Annotated in this window: 14 protein-coding genes; 3 read left to right on the forward strand and 11 right to left on the reverse strand. The window is 42.7% G+C overall.

Going from position 1 to position 17,087, the window contains the following annotated elements:
• Positions 1-7: 7 nt before the first annotated feature.
• Positions 8-913 carry a serine O-acetyltransferase gene (locus HMPREF0106_RS01360; RefSeq protein WP_004296704.1) on the reverse strand — a complete coding sequence of 302 codons (906 nt, stop codon included), beginning with the start codon at positions 911-913 and terminating at the stop codon, positions 8-10.
• A gap of 123 nt (positions 914-1,036) precedes the next feature.
• Here HMPREF0106_RS01360 and HMPREF0106_RS01355 point away from each other — a divergent pair, with 123 nt between their 5' ends.
• The gene (locus tag HMPREF0106_RS01355) at positions 1,037-3,088 is read left to right on the forward strand and encodes a histidine kinase (protein WP_009041167.1); all 2,052 of its coding nucleotides are present in this window, start codon (positions 1,037-1,039) and stop codon (positions 3,086-3,088) included.
• Positions 3,085-3,864, forward strand: coding sequence for a LytR/AlgR family response regulator transcription factor (locus HMPREF0106_RS01350; RefSeq protein WP_004313725.1), 780 nt, complete (start codon positions 3,085-3,087; stop codon positions 3,862-3,864). The genes HMPREF0106_RS01355 and HMPREF0106_RS01350 overlap by 4 nt, the downstream gene beginning before the upstream one ends.
• An 89-nt stretch (positions 3,865-3,953) precedes the next feature.
• Here HMPREF0106_RS01350 and HMPREF0106_RS01345 read toward each other — a convergent pair whose 3' ends face one another.
• Both HMPREF0106_RS01345 and polA read right to left on the reverse strand, forming a co-directional pair.
• Complete coding sequence (locus tag HMPREF0106_RS01345) at positions 3,954-4,349, reverse strand: DUF3836 domain-containing protein (protein ID WP_004313726.1); 396 nt, start codon at positions 4,347-4,349, stop codon at positions 3,954-3,956.
• 390 nt (positions 4,350-4,739) lie between these two features.
• Positions 4,740-7,589 carry a DNA polymerase I gene (polA, locus tag HMPREF0106_RS01340; protein WP_009041168.1) on the reverse strand — a complete coding sequence of 950 codons (2,850 nt, stop codon included), beginning with the start codon at positions 7,587-7,589 and terminating at the stop codon, positions 4,740-4,742.
• An 88-nt stretch (positions 7,590-7,677) separates the two neighbouring features.
• Here polA and HMPREF0106_RS01335 point away from each other — a divergent pair, with 88 nt between their 5' ends.
• Positions 7,678-8,652: a polyprenyl synthetase family protein gene (locus tag HMPREF0106_RS01335; RefSeq protein WP_004313728.1), complete on the forward strand. Its 975-nt coding sequence runs from the start codon at positions 7,678-7,680 to the stop codon at positions 8,650-8,652.
• On the opposite strand, the gene HMPREF0106_RS01330 is transcribed toward HMPREF0106_RS01335, so the two are convergent.
• The 8 genes from HMPREF0106_RS01330 to HMPREF0106_RS26490 all read right to left on the reverse strand — a co-directional run.
• Positions 8,653-9,333, reverse strand: coding sequence for a DUF1266 domain-containing protein (locus HMPREF0106_RS01330; protein ID WP_008020027.1), 681 nt, complete (start codon positions 9,331-9,333; stop codon positions 8,653-8,655).
• A gap of 398 nt (positions 9,334-9,731) precedes the next feature.
• Positions 9,732-10,634: a deoxyribose-phosphate aldolase gene (gene deoC, locus HMPREF0106_RS01320; protein WP_008641606.1), complete on the reverse strand. Its 903-nt coding sequence runs from the start codon at positions 10,632-10,634 to the stop codon at positions 9,732-9,734.
• A complete protein-coding gene (locus HMPREF0106_RS01315) occupies positions 10,621-10,959 on the reverse strand; it encodes a nucleotide pyrophosphohydrolase (protein WP_009041169.1) in 339 nt (112 codons plus the stop codon). The genes deoC and HMPREF0106_RS01315 overlap by 14 nt, the downstream gene beginning before the upstream one ends.
• Positions 10,960-10,998: 39 nt before the next feature.
• On the reverse strand, positions 10,999-11,451 hold the full coding sequence (dtd, locus tag HMPREF0106_RS01310; RefSeq protein ID WP_004313732.1) for a D-aminoacyl-tRNA deacylase: 453 nt from the start codon (positions 11,449-11,451) through the stop codon (positions 10,999-11,001).
• 233 nt (positions 11,452-11,684) lie between these two features.
• Complete coding sequence (gene uvrC, locus HMPREF0106_RS01305) at positions 11,685-13,547, reverse strand: excinuclease ABC subunit UvrC (RefSeq protein WP_008641608.1); 1,863 nt, start codon at positions 13,545-13,547, stop codon at positions 11,685-11,687.
• A gap of 69 nt (positions 13,548-13,616) precedes the next feature.
• Positions 13,617-14,147 (reverse strand): adenine phosphoribosyltransferase, encoded by a 531-nt coding sequence (locus HMPREF0106_RS01300; RefSeq protein ID WP_004313735.1) that lies wholly within the window; start codon positions 14,145-14,147, stop codon positions 13,617-13,619.
• A gap of 50 nt (positions 14,148-14,197) precedes the next feature.
• A complete protein-coding gene (gene mnmG, locus HMPREF0106_RS01295) occupies positions 14,198-16,084 on the reverse strand; it encodes a tRNA uridine-5-carboxymethylaminomethyl(34) synthesis enzyme MnmG (protein WP_008641609.1) in 1,887 nt (628 codons plus the stop codon).
• 792 nt (positions 16,085-16,876) lie between these two features.
• A partial coding sequence (locus HMPREF0106_RS26490) for a transposase (protein WP_232286798.1) occupies positions 16,877-17,087 on the reverse strand: 211 nt, incomplete at its 5' end.

Raw genomic sequence — 17,087 nt, forward strand, 5'->3', positions numbered from 1 at the left:
TTTGATTTTATTTTTTTGCTTTAGTTTGTACGATTCTTGCTCCTGCAGGAACATTCTCCGTTACCCAGATATTACCGCCTACGGTTGCGTCACGTCCGATGGTGATTCTTCCCAAAATAGTGGCGTTGGAATAAACAATCACATTGTCTTCCAGGATCGGATGGCGGGGGATTCCCTTGATTGGTTTTCCGTCGGCATCCAGCGGGAAACTCTTGGCTCCCAGAGTGACGCCCTGATATAGCTTGACGTTATTTCCGATAATACTCGTGGCACCGATAACGACACCCGTACCGTGGTCGATAGTGAAGTGAGTGCCAATCTTTGCGGCCGGATGGATATCAATTCCCGTTTCGCTATGCGCCATCTCCGTGATGATGCGGGGAATCAAAGGAACGCCCAGTTCCAGCAGTTCATGCGCGATACGGTAATTGCTGATCGCTTTAATAGCCGGATAGCAGAAAATTACCTCCCCATAGCTTTCGGCAGCCGGGTCACCGTTATAGGCGGCTTCCACATCGGTTGCCAGTATTCTTCTCATGGCGGGTAACTTACTGATAAATTTAGCAGCAAGACGTGCTGCCTCTTCCCGTTTCGAGTCGGAGCAGACGTTGCATTTCCCCTCTATGGAAGTGCTAAAACACAATCCGGCCAGGATTTGCTCACAAAGTAAGTCAAACAATTTTTCAATGTTGACGCCGATGTGATAATTAATTGTCCGGCTGTTAATAGTAGAATTTCCGTAATATCCGGGGAAGAGAATGGAGCGTGAAAGCTCAATAATTTCATACAAGACTTTAGCAGAGGGCAGTGGTTCGCCATCTTTGTGCTGATGAAACAGTCCTTTATAAGATTCGCTTTCCGATAGCTCATCGACTGCCTGTGTCAAAATGTGGGTGAAGTTCAGTGGACTCATTAGGTCAGTTACTCATATTTATATGGGCACAAAGGTATTAAAAAAAATAATAAAATTCGCTGGGATTCAGGATAAATAATGTATTTTTGTCACATTCAAAACATGACATGAATAAGGGGACTGATGAATCGGAAGACTGCTATGAAACTATTTGGACTGTTGGGGTTGTTGATGTTGTTGAGTTGCGGATATGCTGATAGACACCGCAATAACTCTTCGTGCGAACAGGTGTTGGTTGATTCTCTGGAAGTTCGTGTACAGGATTCTTTGTTTTCCAATGTGCATTATTCCCGCTCACAGGTGCTTGACGCACTGACACAGGCGCAAGATTCCCAGGTTTACTATCGTTTGCTTGCCCTTTATGGGAAAACATTCTTTGTCTCTTCCGATTTTGATTCTATACTCTATTACAATCGCCGGGTAAAGGAATTTTTCCGCAATGCTTCCCAATCTTCTGAATCTCTCCAATCTCCACAATGGAATGATGTATTATCCGATGTTTATAATATCGAAGGCAACGTGTGGATGCAACTGAACCGCCCTGATTCTGCAATTACCGACTATAAGAAAGCTTACGAATATCGTCTGAAAGGAAAAAAACTGCACCTGCTCCCGGATATTTGTATCAATACTGCTGATGCCTACCTGCATCGCAGTGACTTGGCACACACTGCTTCGTATTATCGTCGTGCCCTGTTTCTCTGTGATTCGCTAAACTTGTCCGAGCACGCGAAATTCCCTGTCTACTACGGATTAGGGCAAACCTATATGGAACTGCGGGATTTCGATTTATCCAATCATTACTATGAATTGGCCGGACAGTATTTCGATGAGATGAACGTGAGCGAACGATGGACTTATCTCAACAATCGCGGTAATCATTATTATTACCGGAAAGACTATCAGGAAGCTTTGAAGTATATGCGCAGGGCCAATGTGCTTGTCTCTTCTTATCCGCAGATGGTGTTTGAACAGAATTTTATTAAAGTAAACCTGGGAGAATTGTACCTGCTGACTGACAAACTGGACTCCGCACAGGTCTGTCTGGACGAGAGTTATCGATTCTTCTCCGATATACAGCATAACTCGGCCGTACATTACATCGAAACCCAGATGATTGAACTGGCATTGAAGAAAGGAAATATAGCTCAAGCGAAAACAATGATTGCCCGGACTGCTCCTGTCGGGCATCTTGACGCTAATATGCTGACTATACGCAATCAGTATCTACAACATTATTTTGAGCAGATTGGTGATTACCGCCATGCCTATGAGTATCTGAAACGCGATTGTCATCTGGATGATTCCATTCGTAGCGAACGAGTACAGATGCGTGTTGCCGAACTGGATATGCGCTACCGGCAAGATACAATCGTGCTTCGTAAAGAAATGCAGATTCAGCGACAGGCGGCAGAGATGAGAGTGCTCAAGTTGAGCGTATCTATCTGGGTACTTGTCTGCGTGTTGCTTGTGGCAGGGGTAGTGGTAGTTGTCTGGTATATGCGTAAAAAGAGGGAGTTTCTTCGCCAGCGTTTCTTCCAGCAAATCAACCGTGTCCGCATGGAGAATTTGAGAAGCCGGATTTCTCCTCATTTTACTTTTAATGTACTGGGACGTGAGATCAATCAGTTTAACGGCTCGGAAGAGGTGAAACATAATCTGATGGAACTGGTGAAATATCTCCGTCGTAGCCTCGAACTTACCGAGAAATTGAGCGTATCTTTGCAAGACGAACTGGATTTCGTCCGTACATACATCGAACTGGAACGTGGACGTGTCGGAGAAGATTTTGTCGCAACAATCACGGTGGAGGACGGTTTAGATGCAACCCGCATCATGATTCCATCTATGATTGTGCAAATTCCGGTGGAGAATGCTATTAAACATGGACTGGCGGGAAAGGACGGAAAAAAGGAGCTAATGGTATATGTTTCCCGTGAAACAAATGGGATTCGCATAACGGTTACCGACAACGGACGCGGGTATCTCCCGCAGGTAGTTTCCGCCACACGGGGTACTGGTACAGGATTGAAAGTGTTGTATCAGACCATTCAATTACTGAATACAAAGAACAAGAGTGATAAAATACGTTTTAATATAACCAACAGAAGCGATGGACAAACCGGTACGGAAGTGTCGGTATATATCCCGTTTCGTTTTTCTTATGATTTATGATGGAGACAGAAGAAAAGTATAAGGTAGTCATCGTTGACGATGAACGTACAGCGATTGATGCTTTGCGCCGCGAGTTAGAGCCCTATCGTGAATTTGAAGTAAAAGGAATTGCAGGGAATGGTGCAAAGGGTAAAAAGATGATTATGGAGTTGCATCCGGATTTATTGTTTCTCGATGTGGAGCTTCCGGATACATTGGGGCTTAACCTGCTAAGTGAAATTAGAGAGGATATTTTGTGGGATATGAAGGTGGTGTTTTACACCTCTTATGATAAATACTTGCTTCAGGCATTGCGTGAGTCGGCTTTCGACTTCCTGTTAAAGCCTTTTGAGGCGGAAGACCTGAAAGTGATTATGGAGCGTTACCGGAAGGCAATGACCTCTGCTGCGCTTCCTCTTTTGCCTTCTTTTGCCTCTTCTATCAGTGCATTAATGCCACAACAAGGCATGTTTATGATTAGCACAGTGACGGGTTTCAAGCTTTTACGCCTGGAAGAAATCGGCTTTTTTGAGTATCTGAAAGATAAACGTCAATGGCAGGTAGTCTTGTTTAATCAGACTCGCCTGAATTTGAAGCGGAATACAAAAGCAGAAGATATTATCAGTTATTCACAAGCTTTTGTGCAGATTAGCCAATCGGCTATTGTAAATGTTAATTATTTGGCAATGATTGATGGTAAGTGTTGCCAACTCTATCCACCTTTTCACGATAAAAACGATTTGATGATTTCTCGAAGTTATCTGAAAGAACTGCAAGAACGTTTCTTTGTTTTGTAATGTAGACCTTATAAATTGCAATACGCCACTTCTTCAGCAGAAGCGGCGTATCTTTTTTGTTAGAATATTAGAATGAGAGAGAGTTTATGTTACATATTTGTATTATCCATCGTAACAGTCATTTCGGGTACCAGTATATAGGCTTGTTTTTTAGCGTTCCATTTATAATAATTGGTGGTAACGGTCTTGCCTTCATACGTATAGTTGATGCGTAGGTCTTTTTCCCATTCGTCCTTGTTGCTATTCCACTTTAAGGCTTCGCTTTCAATCATACGTTTATTGTCATCGTACTTGTAGTTGTACTTCATGTAGTTGGCAAGTGTGTTTCCGTCCATTTTGTAAACGGTCTGTCCCACTGTCATACCATTCTCTTCGATTGGATTATAAATCAATTGATTATCGTAGCTACGTGCAGAAGTAGCAAGCGACACAACAAGAAGAGCTGCAGATAAAACGAACATTTTTAAAGATACTTTTGCTTTCATGGCTATTTAAGTTTTTGAGTTATACTTTCATTTGTCTATCAAATGCATTGGTTTTACGCTGCAAATCTACATATTAATTTGGTATTTATGCATTTTTGAAGATAAAATATTGTCAAAATGTCAAGATGTAGGGTCGGAGATGGGTTGCTTTTTGCCAAGATTGGTGACAAAAAAATATCCGGCAGTCAATCTGCCGGATATAGAATGAATCACTTCGTCGAAAAAGGATTCCTTTTTCTAGCTTTCTGGATAATGAGTTAAATAATGTTATTATCCATACTTGCTTCTATTTTGTAAGCGGAAACCCCGGATAAGGTGGAGTCTCCCTGCGCAATTAGTATCTAAAAGATAGCAATTCCTTATTAAGCTGGCCTTTATTCACTTAATGGTTTAATGTGCTTCAAGCCAGTTTTTGCCCCATCCGCAATCTGCTTTCAAGGGGACGTGCATGCGGTATGCTTTCTCCATTTCTTCAATGACAATTTCTTCTACGCGCTCTTTTTCATTGACGGGAACGCTGAAATTTAATTCGTCATGTACTTGCAGGATCATTTTGGCTTGTATTCCTTCGGCTTGGAACCGTTGATAGATACGTGCCATTGCTACTTTTATAATATCTGCCGCACTTCCCTGGATAGGGGCGTTGATGGCATTTCGTTCCGCATATCCGCGTACAACGGCATTGCGGGAGTTGATGTCCGGCAAAAAGCGCTTCCGGTGGAAAATTGTTTCTACATAACCTTTTTCCTGGGCCACCTGAATACTTTTGTCCATATAGGCTTTCACTCCCGGATAAGTTTCAAAGTAACCGTCGATTAGTTCTTTGGCTTCTTTGCGGTCTACATTCATCCGTTCGGCAAGACCAAATACGGATATGCCATAGATGATACCGAAATTGGCAGTCTTGGCTTTACGGCGCATGTCGGAATCTACATCTTTCAGATCAATCTTATAGATTTTGGCAGCGGTGGCAGCATGAATATCGTGGTTGCTAAGGAAAGCATCAATCATATTCTTATCCTCGCTAAGGTGTGCCATAATACGCAATTCGATCTGTGAATAGTCGGCAGAGAAAAAGAGGCAGCCTTCATCGGGGATGAATGCTTTACGGATTTCTTTTCCATTCTCGTCGCGGATAGGGATATTCTGTAAGTTCGGGTTACTTGAACTAAGGCGTCCCGTAGCGGTTACAGTCTGGTTGAAAGAGGTATGCACCCTTCCTGTGCGTGGGTTGATAAGTAGGGGAAGCGCATCGATATACGTGCCCAATAGCTTTTTCAGTCCGCGATGTTCCAGAATCTTTTCTACCACAGGATGTTTATGCCGGAGGCTTTCGAGCACTTCTTCCGAGGTGACATACTGCCCGGTCTTGGTCTTTTTCGCTTTTTCTACAATCTTCAGCTTGTCAAACAAGACTTCGCCGACTTGCTTGGGTGAAGCGATGTTGAAGGTCTCACCAGCTAGTTCGTAAATCTCTTTTTCGATTTGCTCCATCTGGGCGGTGAAATGAGCGGATGATTGTTGCAGTGCTTCCGTGTCTAGCAATACTCCGTTCCGTTCGATATTGACTAATACCGGAACAAGAGGCATTTCTATATCATAGAATAAACGTTCGGCGTCATTCTCTTTCAGCTCTTTCTCCAATACGTTTTTCAGTTTCAGAGTGATGTCCGCATCTTCGCAAGCGTACAGATATACATCTTTCGGGTCGAGGTCGCGCATGTTCTTCTGATTCTTTCCTTTGGGGCCTATCAGTTCGTCAATATGGATGGTCTGATAATGCAGATAAATTTCTGCCAGGTAATCCATGCCATGACGAAGTTCCGGTTGAAGAACATAGTGAGCGATCATCGTATCGAAAAGCGGACCTTTTACTACTGCACCATAATTTTGAAGAACGATCATATCGTACTTGATATTCTGTCCGACTTTTAACGAATTCTCATTTTCGAAGACCGGGCGGAACTCCTTTACGATTTTTAACGCTTCGTCCCGGTCTGATGGAACAGGAACATAAAATGCTTCATTTTCGGCAATGGAAAAACTCATTCCGACCAATTCGGCATCCATTGGTTCGGTCCCGGTAGTTTCCGTATCTAATGAGAGAATTTTCGATGTAAGTAACTTTTGAATAATTTCTCTTCTTTTCTTCTCTGTATCAATGAGTTGGTAGTTACGTGACTGCGATTCTAACGTCTCTAGATTCGATTTTTTTGCTTCATTCGGCTCATTGGGCGTGAAATTCGCAAACAAATCGCCTTGTATTCCGCCTCCTTCTTCGGGAAAAAGTGGAAGAGGAGAGGGGGCGCTTTTTCCGGTGGCTACTTTGCTTTTGGGAGTGGAGGTTATTCCATTTCCGGAAACCTCTTTTTTTAGTACCCGGTCGATGAGCGTTCTAAATTCCAGTTCTTCGAAAATGCTGCGAAGTGAATCTTCGTCTGCTTCTTCGCGGACAAGAGAATCCATTTCAAGTTGGATGGGCACATCGATTTTAATCGTGGCGAGGAATTTCGAGAAAGTAATCATTTCCCGGTTCGTTTCCACTTTTGTTTTCAGTGCACCTTTCAGTTGGTCGGTATGCTCTAATAAGTTTTCGATGCTTCCGAATTCAGAAATTAGTTTTTGGGCAGTCTTTTCTCCTACTCCGGGACATCCGGGGATATTATCCGAAGAGTCGCCCATCAGTCCGAGCATGTCAATCACTTGTGCCGGAGACTGAATGTCAAACTTGGCTTTCACTTCTTCAACACCCATCACTTCGAAACCTCCTGTGTGCTTGGGACGGTACATAAATACCTTGTCGCTTACCAACTGCCCGTAATCTTTGTCGGGAGTCATCATATAGGTGGTGATACCTTGGCGACCGGCTTCGGTGGCAAGCGTACCTATCACGTCGTCGGCTTCGTAGCCTGCAACTTCCAGAATAGGGATGCGGTAAGCACGAATAATATCCTTTATAATAGGTACGGAAAGGCGGATCGCTTCCGGAGTTTCTTCACGCTGCGCTTTATATTGTTCGAAAGCTTCGTGGCGGAAGGTAGGTCCTGCAGGGTCGAAGGCTACTCCTATATGAGTGGGATTCTCTTTTTTCAGCACTTCTTCGAGGGTGTTTACAAAACCCAGTATAGCTGAAGTGTTGAATCCTTTGGAATTGATTCTTGGGTTCTTGATAAAGGCGTAATATGCCCGGTATATCAGTGCATAAGCGTCTAAAAGAAATAATTTATTACTTGAATCCATAGATTTAATTAATTTTTCATGGTAAAAGTACAAAAAAATACGGTATTCAGCGTTTTATTATTACTTTTGTGCTCAAATTGTGTAATTAATGGACAGCATCTCACTCATCAGAACTCCGATTGAAGCAGAACTAAGAGACTTCAAAGAACTTTTTGATAGTTCTCTCTCCAGTTCAAATGCATTGCTCGATAGTGTCGTATCTCACATACGGCAGAGGAATGGTAAGATGATGCGTCCTATTCTTGTTTTGCTGGTGGCACGTCTTTATGGTGCTGTATGTCCTTCCACTCTTCATGCAGCTGTTTCATTGGAACTCCTTCATACAGCCAGTTTGGTGCATGACGACGTCGTGGATGAAAGTACCGAACGCCGTGGACAACTCTCGGTGAATGCTATCTTTAATAATAAAGTAGCCGTATTGACGGGCGACTATCTGCTGGCAACCAGTTTGGTGCATGCCGAACTGACGAACAGCCACCGCATTATTCAACTGGTGTCTACTCTTGGGCAGGATCTTGCTGACGGCGAGTTGCTTCAGCTTTCAAATGTAAGTAATCATAGCTTTTCTGAGGAGGTTTACTTTGATGTAATCCGTAAGAAGACTGCCGCTCTTTTTGCTGCCTGTACGAAAGCTGCCGCTTTTTCGGTAGGTGTAGGGGAGGGAGAAGCCGAACTGGCTCGTTTGTTGGGCGAATATATTGGTATCTGCTTTCAGATAAAAGATGATATTTTCGATTACTTTGATAATAGAGAGATTGGCAAACCAACAGGTAATGATATGCTTGAAGGTAAACTGACATTGCCCGCTTTGTATGTATTGAACACGACAAAAAACGATGAGGCGCAGGAATTGGCAATCAAGGTAAAGGAGGGTGCAGCTACTCTCGATGAAATTGCTCATTTGATCTCGTTTATCAAAGAAAATGGGGGCATTGAATATGCCGTTCAGACGATGAATATCTATAAGCAAAAGGCTTTTGATTTACTGGCTTCTTTGCCGGAATCTGATATTTGTGTAGCCCTCCGGGCTTACTTGGATTACGTGGTAGACCGCGAAAAATAATTACCTCCGGTGTTTGCCCAGAAGTGAATAGCACGATAATAATCGATCCCAATCTTCTATCTTTCCCGATTTCATCGCTTTTCCTAAAAGGAAACTCTTGTCTATTTCTTCAGCTGTATGAAGATCTAACGAACATAATTGGGCTGCTTGTTCTATGTACTTCCAGGCTTGTTCCTTGCTGATGTGCCCGCATGTTTGGGAGGCGCGCGCCAAGCTGACAAGCAATCCCATGTCCCATCCGATAATCCCTTTTTCTAAGTCATTTATCCATATAATCGGGTCTCTTCTTTCTTCTGTATATTTCACGAATCTGTATAGATTCTTTCCTTGCTGAATGAAGCGTTCTACTCCGAAAAAGCGCTTTTGGATGATACTTTCGAACTCGTTGATGTTCTCTGTGGAGAGTAAGTAGGGGAGCATAATCTGGTAGGAGACTCTGTCTCCTTCGTTAATCAGGAACTGGAATAATCCGGTGACGGACTCGGTATCGGTGCAGTGGAACTCTTCTGCCAGCAGTCTGGATAGCTTTTGCGGATGGACTCCGGTCTCCATGGAGTTGAGATAGAAGCCTTGCAGTCCAGCTTCCATATAACCGATGCGTAGCCCCTTCTTTTTCTCTGTTCCGAGGATGAGATTCAGAGGGTTGTGATTGAATCGTAAGGTTCTTGTGTAAGCGTCCATCCTTAATACCTCCATAAAGTTCATGAAAAGCGTGAGAACTGTTGCCATGTATTTTCCTGAGGCTTCGGCAAGCCGTTATGAGTATACAAGCAACAGTCCCACGCTCCATTCGATATATAACAAAATTATATACATGAAGGTGCGTGAGACCCGTTTGCTTATTACCATTCATAACTTTGAATTTTGCCGAATTCCAGGAACTGGTAATAAATGAAACGTTCTCTAATATAACTAATTAGCTATATTTTCATCGCTAAACCTTTTACAAAGATAATTATTTTTCCGAATTCTCCAGTAACTATCTTTAGTTTTTCTTAAATAAAAAATACCGCGTCGATTCCCGTGATACGGGAGTCGCGCGGTAAGGCGTATTTGATTGCTAATGTAGCCTTTAATTTTTAGAAGAACTTGATTTCTTCGCCTTTGATGTCGGAAAGGAGGAGGTTGGCTAAACGGCTGGTTCCCAAGCGGAACAGTTGGTTGTCAAGCCATTCTTCACCTAATAGTTCTTTTACAATAGTGTAGTAAATAATCGCATCGTTAACAGTGTTGATACCACCTGCTGGTTTGAATCCAATCTTGTTTCCTGTCTTCTGATAGTATTCTTTGATAGCTTCACACATCACGTAAGCGGCTTCCGGCGTTGCGGCAGGCTGCTGCTTTCCGGTAGACGTCTTGATAAAGTCTGCGCCCGAATACATGGATAGGATAGAGGCTTTCTTGATGTTGGAAGCACTCTTTAATGCGCCTGTTTCGAGAATTACTTTAAGGTGGTGTTCCTTGCAAACTTCTTTTAGTTCCTGTATTTCTTCGCACATTCCTTCGTAGTCTCCGCTAAGGAATTTGCCGATGGAAATCACAATATCTATTTCGTCTGCACCGTCTGCAATGGCCAGTGCTGTTTCTGCCACTTTCACTTCAATGAATGTCTGTGAAGAGGGGAAACCTCCTGATACACAGGCGATATTGACTCCGTCTACTTCCAGCGTGTTTTTAACGATGGCTGCAAAGTTGGGGTACACACAGATGGCTGCTACGTTTTTAAGATCAGGATATTCGTCGTCAAACTGATTGACTTTTTCAGTAAAGTGCATCACGCTTTCGTCGCTGTCCGTACTGTTCAGGGTGGTCAGATCAATGCAGCTGAACAGGAATTTCTTAACGTCCTCCGTGTTGTTCTCCGGCACTTTTTTCTCAATCAATTCAGCTACGCGAGCTTGAATATCTGCATCGTTCAGATTGGTATTATACTTTGCCAATGCGGCCTTGTACTTGTTGGGCTGTGAGTTATTCTCTTCCATGATCTTTCAGTTTTGGGTTGTTGATATGTCTTTTATTATCTCGTTTTGTTTTCTTCTCCATGCTTTTCCGGAAAGCATCGGTGATGTCTACTCCCGTCTGGTTGGCGATGCAGAGAAGCACCCATAAGACATCTGCTATCTCTTCATCTATATTGTCTTTTTCTCCTTCCTTGAAGGATTGGTCGCCATATTTGCGGGCCATGACACGGGCCAGTTCTCCTACTTCTTCCGTCAGGACTGCCATATTGGTCAACTCGCTGAAGTAGCGGACACCGTATGTTTTCACCCATTGGTCCACTTGTTTCTGTGCTTCTTCCAGAGTCATTTTTTTAATGATTAGTGATTGATGATTAGTATGGAATATCTATTCTTTGTTTTTGGTATCCATGCATATAGTAACAGGACCGTCGTTTAAAAGTTCAACTTTCATGTCTGCTCCAAAGATTCCTGTGCCTATTTCTTTTCCCAGTGCACCGCTTAAATCTTTGCAGAATTGCTCGTAGAGTGGGATAGAGATATCCGGTTTGGCAGCTTTGATGTAGGAGGGGCGATTTCCCTTTTTGGTAGAAGCGTGTAGCGTGAACTGGCTGATAACTAAAATTTCGCCTCCATCTTCTAAAATAGACTTGTTCATCACCCCATTTTCATCGTCGAAGATACGTAGATTTACTATCTTTTTGCAGAGCCAGTCGATGTCTTCCTGCCCGTCTGATTCTTCGATGCCAACTAATATCAGCATCCCTTTTCCGATGGACGATTTGCAGTGTCCTTCAATGGTTACTGACGCATGGCTTACCCGTTGTATAACTATTCGCATTGTTATTTATTCTATTTCGTGGTTAGGAAAGGCAAATTTACAAAATTCGGAAGAGAAAACGGTGTGTTGGCAGGAAAATATTATAAGGTTTTGCCGAAAGTTTTAATGGTTTATTATTTAGCCTCGGATTACACAGATTGCACGGATAACGCAGTTTTTAGTAATTTAACCGTGAAATCCGTGCAATCTGTGTAATCCGAGGCTAAAAATGATAGGAAGATAACTGGCTCCATTCAGCCGGCTTCTTGTTCATTTTTTGATGATTCATTGCTTAATCCCTCTTTTACGGTCTTGGCTTTCGCTTCTCCGATGATAGCGACAATCTCCTCAAAAGAGGCTTCTTTTATTCGTTTTACGCTCTTGAACTCTTTCAAAAGTGCTGTTTTTGTCTTTTCTCCGATACCTTTGATGGTATCCAGTGCGGACGCAACTTGTCGTTTGCTGCGTTTATCACGATGGAAACTAATAGCAAAACGGTGTACTTCATCCTGAATCTGTGTCAGCAGACGGAATAATGGGCTTTGCTGTTTGATACCAATCGTCTGCGGAGGAAATCCAAAAAGCAGCTCCGATGTGCGGTGGCGGTTGTCCTTTGCCAATCCGGCAATAGGAATAGCCAGATTCAGTTCGTCTTCAATGACTTCTCTGACGACCTCCATTTGACCTTTCCCGCCATCAGTGATAATCAGGTCGGGTAGAGGAGAATTCTCTTCGATAGCGCGTTGATAACGCCTTCTGACGACCTCTTTCATGGAAGCATAGTCATCAGGCCCTACAACCGTCTTTATATTGTATTTCCGGTAATCTTTCTTTGATGGCTTGGCCTTCTTAAATACAACACAGGCTGCCACGGCATCAGAACCCTGTATGTTTGAGTTATCAAAACATTCGATTTGCAGCGGCGGTCTTTCCAAATGCAACTCTTGCTGAATTTCTTTCATTAAACGCATGCTCCTTTGTTCCGGATTCAGTTTTTCCGCCTGTTTTAGGCGGTCGGCCTTGTACTGTTTCACGTTTAGAACCGAAAGATCCAGCAATTTCTTCTTATCTCCCCGCTGTGGAACGGTAAATACGACATTGTTTAACTCCAAATCGAGTTCAAAAGGCACTATAATCTCTCTGGATTGGCTTTTATAGCGTTCCCGCATTTCAATAATACCAAGCGTCAGAAGCTCCTCTTTTGATTCGTTCAGCTTCTTTTTATATTCGAACGTGAAAGCCTGATTGATGGCACCATTTGTAATGTGCAGATAATTGATGAAAGCAGAGTTCGACTCGTCCTCTTCGATTGAGAATACATCGATATTGTGCAATACAGCGCTTACTACCTCTGATTTGGAGCGGTAACTCTCTATCAGGAGATATTTCTCTTTCACTTTCTGCGCCTCTTCAAACTTCATTTCGGCTGCCAACGTCTGCATCTTTTCCAGCAACATACGGCTGATATCTTGTGTATTCCCTTTCAGGATTTCCTTGATTTCATCTATGTTTTTGAGATATTCTTCCTGTGATTGCAACCCGATGCATGGCCCGGCGCAGTTTTTTATATGATATTCCAGGCATACATTAAATTTACCCGCCCGTATGTTTTCCGGACTTAGGTTTAAATTGCATGTGCGCAAGGGATATAAATGCTTTATCAGGTCTAATACCGCATACATTGATGGAATGTGACTGTACGGGCCATAATAAGACGAACCGTTCCTGATAACCTTTCTTGTTTTGAAGATTCTCGGAAAGTACTCATTCTGCACGCAAATAGAAGGGTAGGTCTTGTCGTCCTTTAACAGAACGTTGTAGCGCGGCTTATATTTCTTTATCAGATTATTCTCCAGCAATAACGCATCTTCTTCCGTATTGACAACGATATAGCGGATATCAGCAATTTTGCTGACCAGTACTCGTGTCTTTCCCGGCTCATGCTCTTTGCTGAAATAAGAATAGACTCTTTTCTTAAGATTTTTTGCCTTTCCAACGTATATAATTGTTCCTTCCGTATTCAGGTATTGGTAAATACCCGGTTTCTCGGGAAGGTTGGCTACAATCCCTTTCAGATATTCATTGGTTTTGCTTTTGCTTTCCGGTTCTACATTCATAATCGTTAGGTATGAGAGATCGCTAGCTGCTTACTTTTGACACATTCGCTGCAAATAGATGCAAATCCTTTATAAAGTCAATACCGATTCTACTTCTACGTCGTCTCCGAATACTGATTTTCCATTCAGTTCTTTCAACTCAATGATGAAGTTTACATATACCTTTTTAGGTTTTAATCTTTTCACCAATTCGCAAGCCGCTTTCATCGTGCCTCCTGTTGCCAGCAAGTCGTCGTGTAATAGAACTACATCATTCTCATCCAGTGCGTCTTTGTGAATTTGCACGGTGTCCTTTCCGTATTCCTTGTCGTAGCTTTCTTCAATTGTTTCTGCAGGGAGCTTGCCGGGCTTGCGGATAGGAATGAAACCGGCGTTCAGGCGGGTGGCTAAAATCGGTCCCATGATGAAGCCCCTTGATTCTATTCCTACTACTTTGGTGATCCCTTTATCCTTATACATATCAAACATAATGTTTGATAATTCTTGCAGGCACCATGGATCTTTGAATAGGGTGGTGACATCGTAGAATAGGATTCCGGGGATCGGAAAATCGGGTACTTCCCGAATACTTTTGATTAGTGTTTCTTTGCTCATAATCATTGAATTATATCGTTTCTTTAAATGATTTGTTTCACGTGAAACGTTGCCGCCTATCGTCCCGAAAGCACGAGCAGTACGTTGATGTCACTTGGAGAGACTCCCGGAATTCTGCTCGCCTGCGCAATCGTCTCCGGATCTATCTTTGCCAACTTTTGCCTAGCTTCGGTGGATAGGGACTGAATGGTAGAATAATCAAATTTCCCTTTGATCTTTATGCTCTCCAATCGTGCCAGCTTTTCAGCAATCATTCGTTCTCTGTCAATGTATCCTTGATACTTGATTAAGATTTCAGCCGCTTCGAGAATCTCTTCTTTTCGATCCTGATCCGAACTTGTCGCTTTCTCCAGTTCCCGTTGAAACGCCGGAACGTGTTCTATTATATTCTCAATTGTCACCTGCGGACGGTTTAGAATTTCTATCAACTTGCATCCCTGACGCAGGGGAGTTGTTCCTATCTTTTCGAGAGCATCATTAATTAATGCCGGTTTCATCGAATAGTTGCGTGCGAAAGAGACGATTTGTTCCACAGCTTCCTTCTTGCTTCTTACCAATTGATAGCGGTCTTTCTTTGCCAATCCAAGCTTAAATGCTTTTTCTGTCAGGCGCATATCCGCATCGTCCATGCGAAGCAAAATGCGATATTCTGCACGGGAGGTAAACATACGGTAGGGCTCATCCACACCTTTGGTAACCAAATCGTCGATTAATACGCCAGTATATGCTTCGTCGCGGGCTAGAGTAAATGCTTCTCCGCCGTGGCAGTTGATATGCGCATTGATGCCGGCTACCAATCCTTGTCCTCCTGCTTCCTCGTATCCGGTAGTGCCGTTCACTTGTCCGGCAAAGAACAGATTTTTGATAATCTTCGATTCCAACGTATGTTTTAATTGGGTCGGATCGAAGTAGTCATATTCGATAGCATATCCCGGACGATAGATGACCAGATCTTTGAAAGCCGGGATTTGTTTCAGTGCCGCAATTTGTATTTCCATCGGAAGTGAAGAAGAGAATCCGTTAAGATATAGCTCTTGTGTTGTTTCGCCTTCCGGTTCCAGGAATAATTGGTGCTGGTCTTTATCGGGGAAAGTAACAATCTTGGTTTCGATGCTCGGGCAATAGCGTGGTCCGATACTTTGTATCTGTCCGTTGAATAGGGGAGAATCGGGCAAACCTTCGCGCAAAATCCGATGTACTTCTTCATTAGTGTAGCATGTCCAGCATTGAAGTTGCTTTAAGTGGTGCGTGCTGGTATTCATGAAAGAGAACTTGTGGAAGTCACATTCGCCGGCTTGTGTTTCCATTTGGTCAAAATGAACGCTGCGTGCATCGATTCGTACCGGAGTACCGGTTTTCATTCTTCCATAGGTGATGCCGTGACGGGCGATGGATTCGGTCAATTGATAAGAAGCCGGTTCGGCCATTCTTCCTCCCGGTAATTGATGGCGACCTACGTGCATCAGTCCGTTGAGGAAAGTGCCTGCGGTGAGCACAATACATTTCGCTTTGAAGGTGACACCCCACGCAGTGACCAATCCGGTAACCTCACCGTTTTCAACGAGCAGTTCGCATACTGTATCTTGCCAGATATGAAGGTTGGGCGTATTTTCCAGTTTCTCCCGCCAGGACCAAATGAACTTAGCCCGGTCGCATTGGGCGCGGGGACTCCACATGGCAGGGCCTTTCGAACGGTTTAGAATTCGGAACTGAATGGCTGTTTCATCTGTCACCAATCCCATTTGTCCACCCAGTGCATCTATTTCACGTACAATTTGTCCTTTGGCGATTCCTCCTACAGCCGGGTTGCAACTCATCTGCCCAATTTTGTTCATGTCCATAGTGATGAGACAAGTCTTGGAACCTAAATTAGCTGCGGCTGCCGCTGCTTCACAACCAGCATGTCCGGCACCAATTACAATTACGTCGTACTTAAAATCCATTCCTATCTTATTTATTATCAAACGCTGCAAAGTTACGGAAAAGTTGCGAGACTTGTATCTTCAAGCTGTTTTTGCTTCTGAAAATCCGGGGAGGAATCCGGTTTGACTGAAAAAATCGCCGTAATTTTGAGTTAGAAATATGCAGATTGTTCGAAAATAGGCCGCTTATTGGTTTTTGCGATTGTATGTTTTTGAATAAAATGGTAATAGATTGTGTTTTAAATTCCCTGTTTTGCTTTCTTTTTGTTAGTTGTGTGCTTGTTTAATTATGAGTGCAACTAGAGAGTAAAAGGAGAAATTTGTTGAAAAGACGGATTGTTGTGGGAATAAACGTGAGGTTTACACTCAAAATCTACCCTACGTCTTGACATAAGTCAAAAAAATAAGTCTGAATGTAATTTTTTGCATGATGGCTTTTGCTGTTTTCGTAAACAGCTATACCTTTGCAGTGTAGTTGTGAAACTACTTATATTTTAGGTATTAGAAAAAGGTAATAATTAAAAGGTATTAGTTTATAAAATTAAGGTATTAGATTTTAAGATTAGTTTTTAGGAAAAAGATTGTTTTGATTAGGTATTAGGAGAAAGACGTTTTCAGGTAAAGAGTAAATGAAAGATGAAGAAAAAGAAGAATCCCATTTATGGGGGTTCTTTAAAGGTGGAGCGGAATGATTCGCTCTTTTTTTGTGCCCTTTCATTTCCAACTATTATTTTCTTTTGCTTCTCATTTGAACTGTATGGTAAGTTCGGGCTCAGTTGTAATTCTTGGGGGATTAAGTTTAGTCAATTCCCTTCATGCATATACCTTTGCTAGCCTAAAAAGGAAGAAGCTCATATCCACTACTCCTCTAAATGATGCCCTAAATGCTTTGATTTTAGCATTAAATGCTTCCGCTGCTGCATTTGTACTCCTGTTCACAAAGAAGTTCAGAATCCTTTCATAATGATTCTCAATAGAGTTTGCTACTGTTGTGAATGTATCGTATCCATTATTCTTCAATCTT

The organism is Bacteroides sp. D22 (assembly GCF_000163675.1).
GTDB classification, from domain to species: domain Bacteria; phylum Bacteroidota; class Bacteroidia; order Bacteroidales; family Bacteroidaceae; genus Bacteroides; species Bacteroides xylanisolvens.

Coding starts and splice junctions, on each gene's coding strand:
- HMPREF0106_RS01360 (WP_004296704.1), bottom strand. CDS start 913: ATGAGTCCACTGAACTTCACCCACATTTTGACACAGGCAGTCGATGAG.
- HMPREF0106_RS01355 (WP_009041167.1), top strand. CDS start 1,037: ATGAATCGGAAGACTGCTATGAAACTATTTGGACTGTTGGGGTTGTTG.
- HMPREF0106_RS01350 (WP_004313725.1), top strand. CDS start 3,085: ATGATGGAGACAGAAGAAAAGTATAAGGTAGTCATCGTTGACGATGAA.
- HMPREF0106_RS01345 (WP_004313726.1), bottom strand. CDS start 4,349: ATGAAAGCAAAAGTATCTTTAAAAATGTTCGTTTTATCTGCAGCTCTT.
- polA (WP_009041168.1), bottom strand. CDS start 7,589: ATGGATTCAAGTAATAAATTATTTCTTTTAGACGCTTATGCACTGATA.
- HMPREF0106_RS01335 (WP_004313728.1), top strand. CDS start 7,678: ATGGACAGCATCTCACTCATCAGAACTCCGATTGAAGCAGAACTAAGA.
- HMPREF0106_RS01330 (WP_008020027.1), bottom strand. CDS start 9,333: ATGGACGCTTACACAAGAACCTTACGATTCAATCACAACCCTCTGAAT.
- deoC (WP_008641606.1), bottom strand. CDS start 10,634: ATGGAAGAGAATAACTCACAGCCCAACAAGTACAAGGCCGCATTGGCA.
- HMPREF0106_RS01315 (WP_009041169.1), bottom strand. CDS start 10,959: ATGACTCTGGAAGAAGCACAGAAACAAGTGGACCAATGGGTGAAAACA.
- dtd (WP_004313732.1), bottom strand. CDS start 11,451: ATGCGAATAGTTATACAACGGGTAAGCCATGCGTCAGTAACCATTGAA.
- uvrC (WP_008641608.1), bottom strand. CDS start 13,547: ATGAATGTAGAACCGGAAAGCAAAAGCAAAACCAATGAATATCTGAAA.
- HMPREF0106_RS01300 (WP_004313735.1), bottom strand. CDS start 14,147: ATGATTATGAGCAAAGAAACACTAATCAAAAGTATTCGGGAAGTACCC.
- mnmG (WP_008641609.1), bottom strand. CDS start 16,084: ATGGATTTTAAGTACGACGTAATTGTAATTGGTGCCGGACATGCTGGT.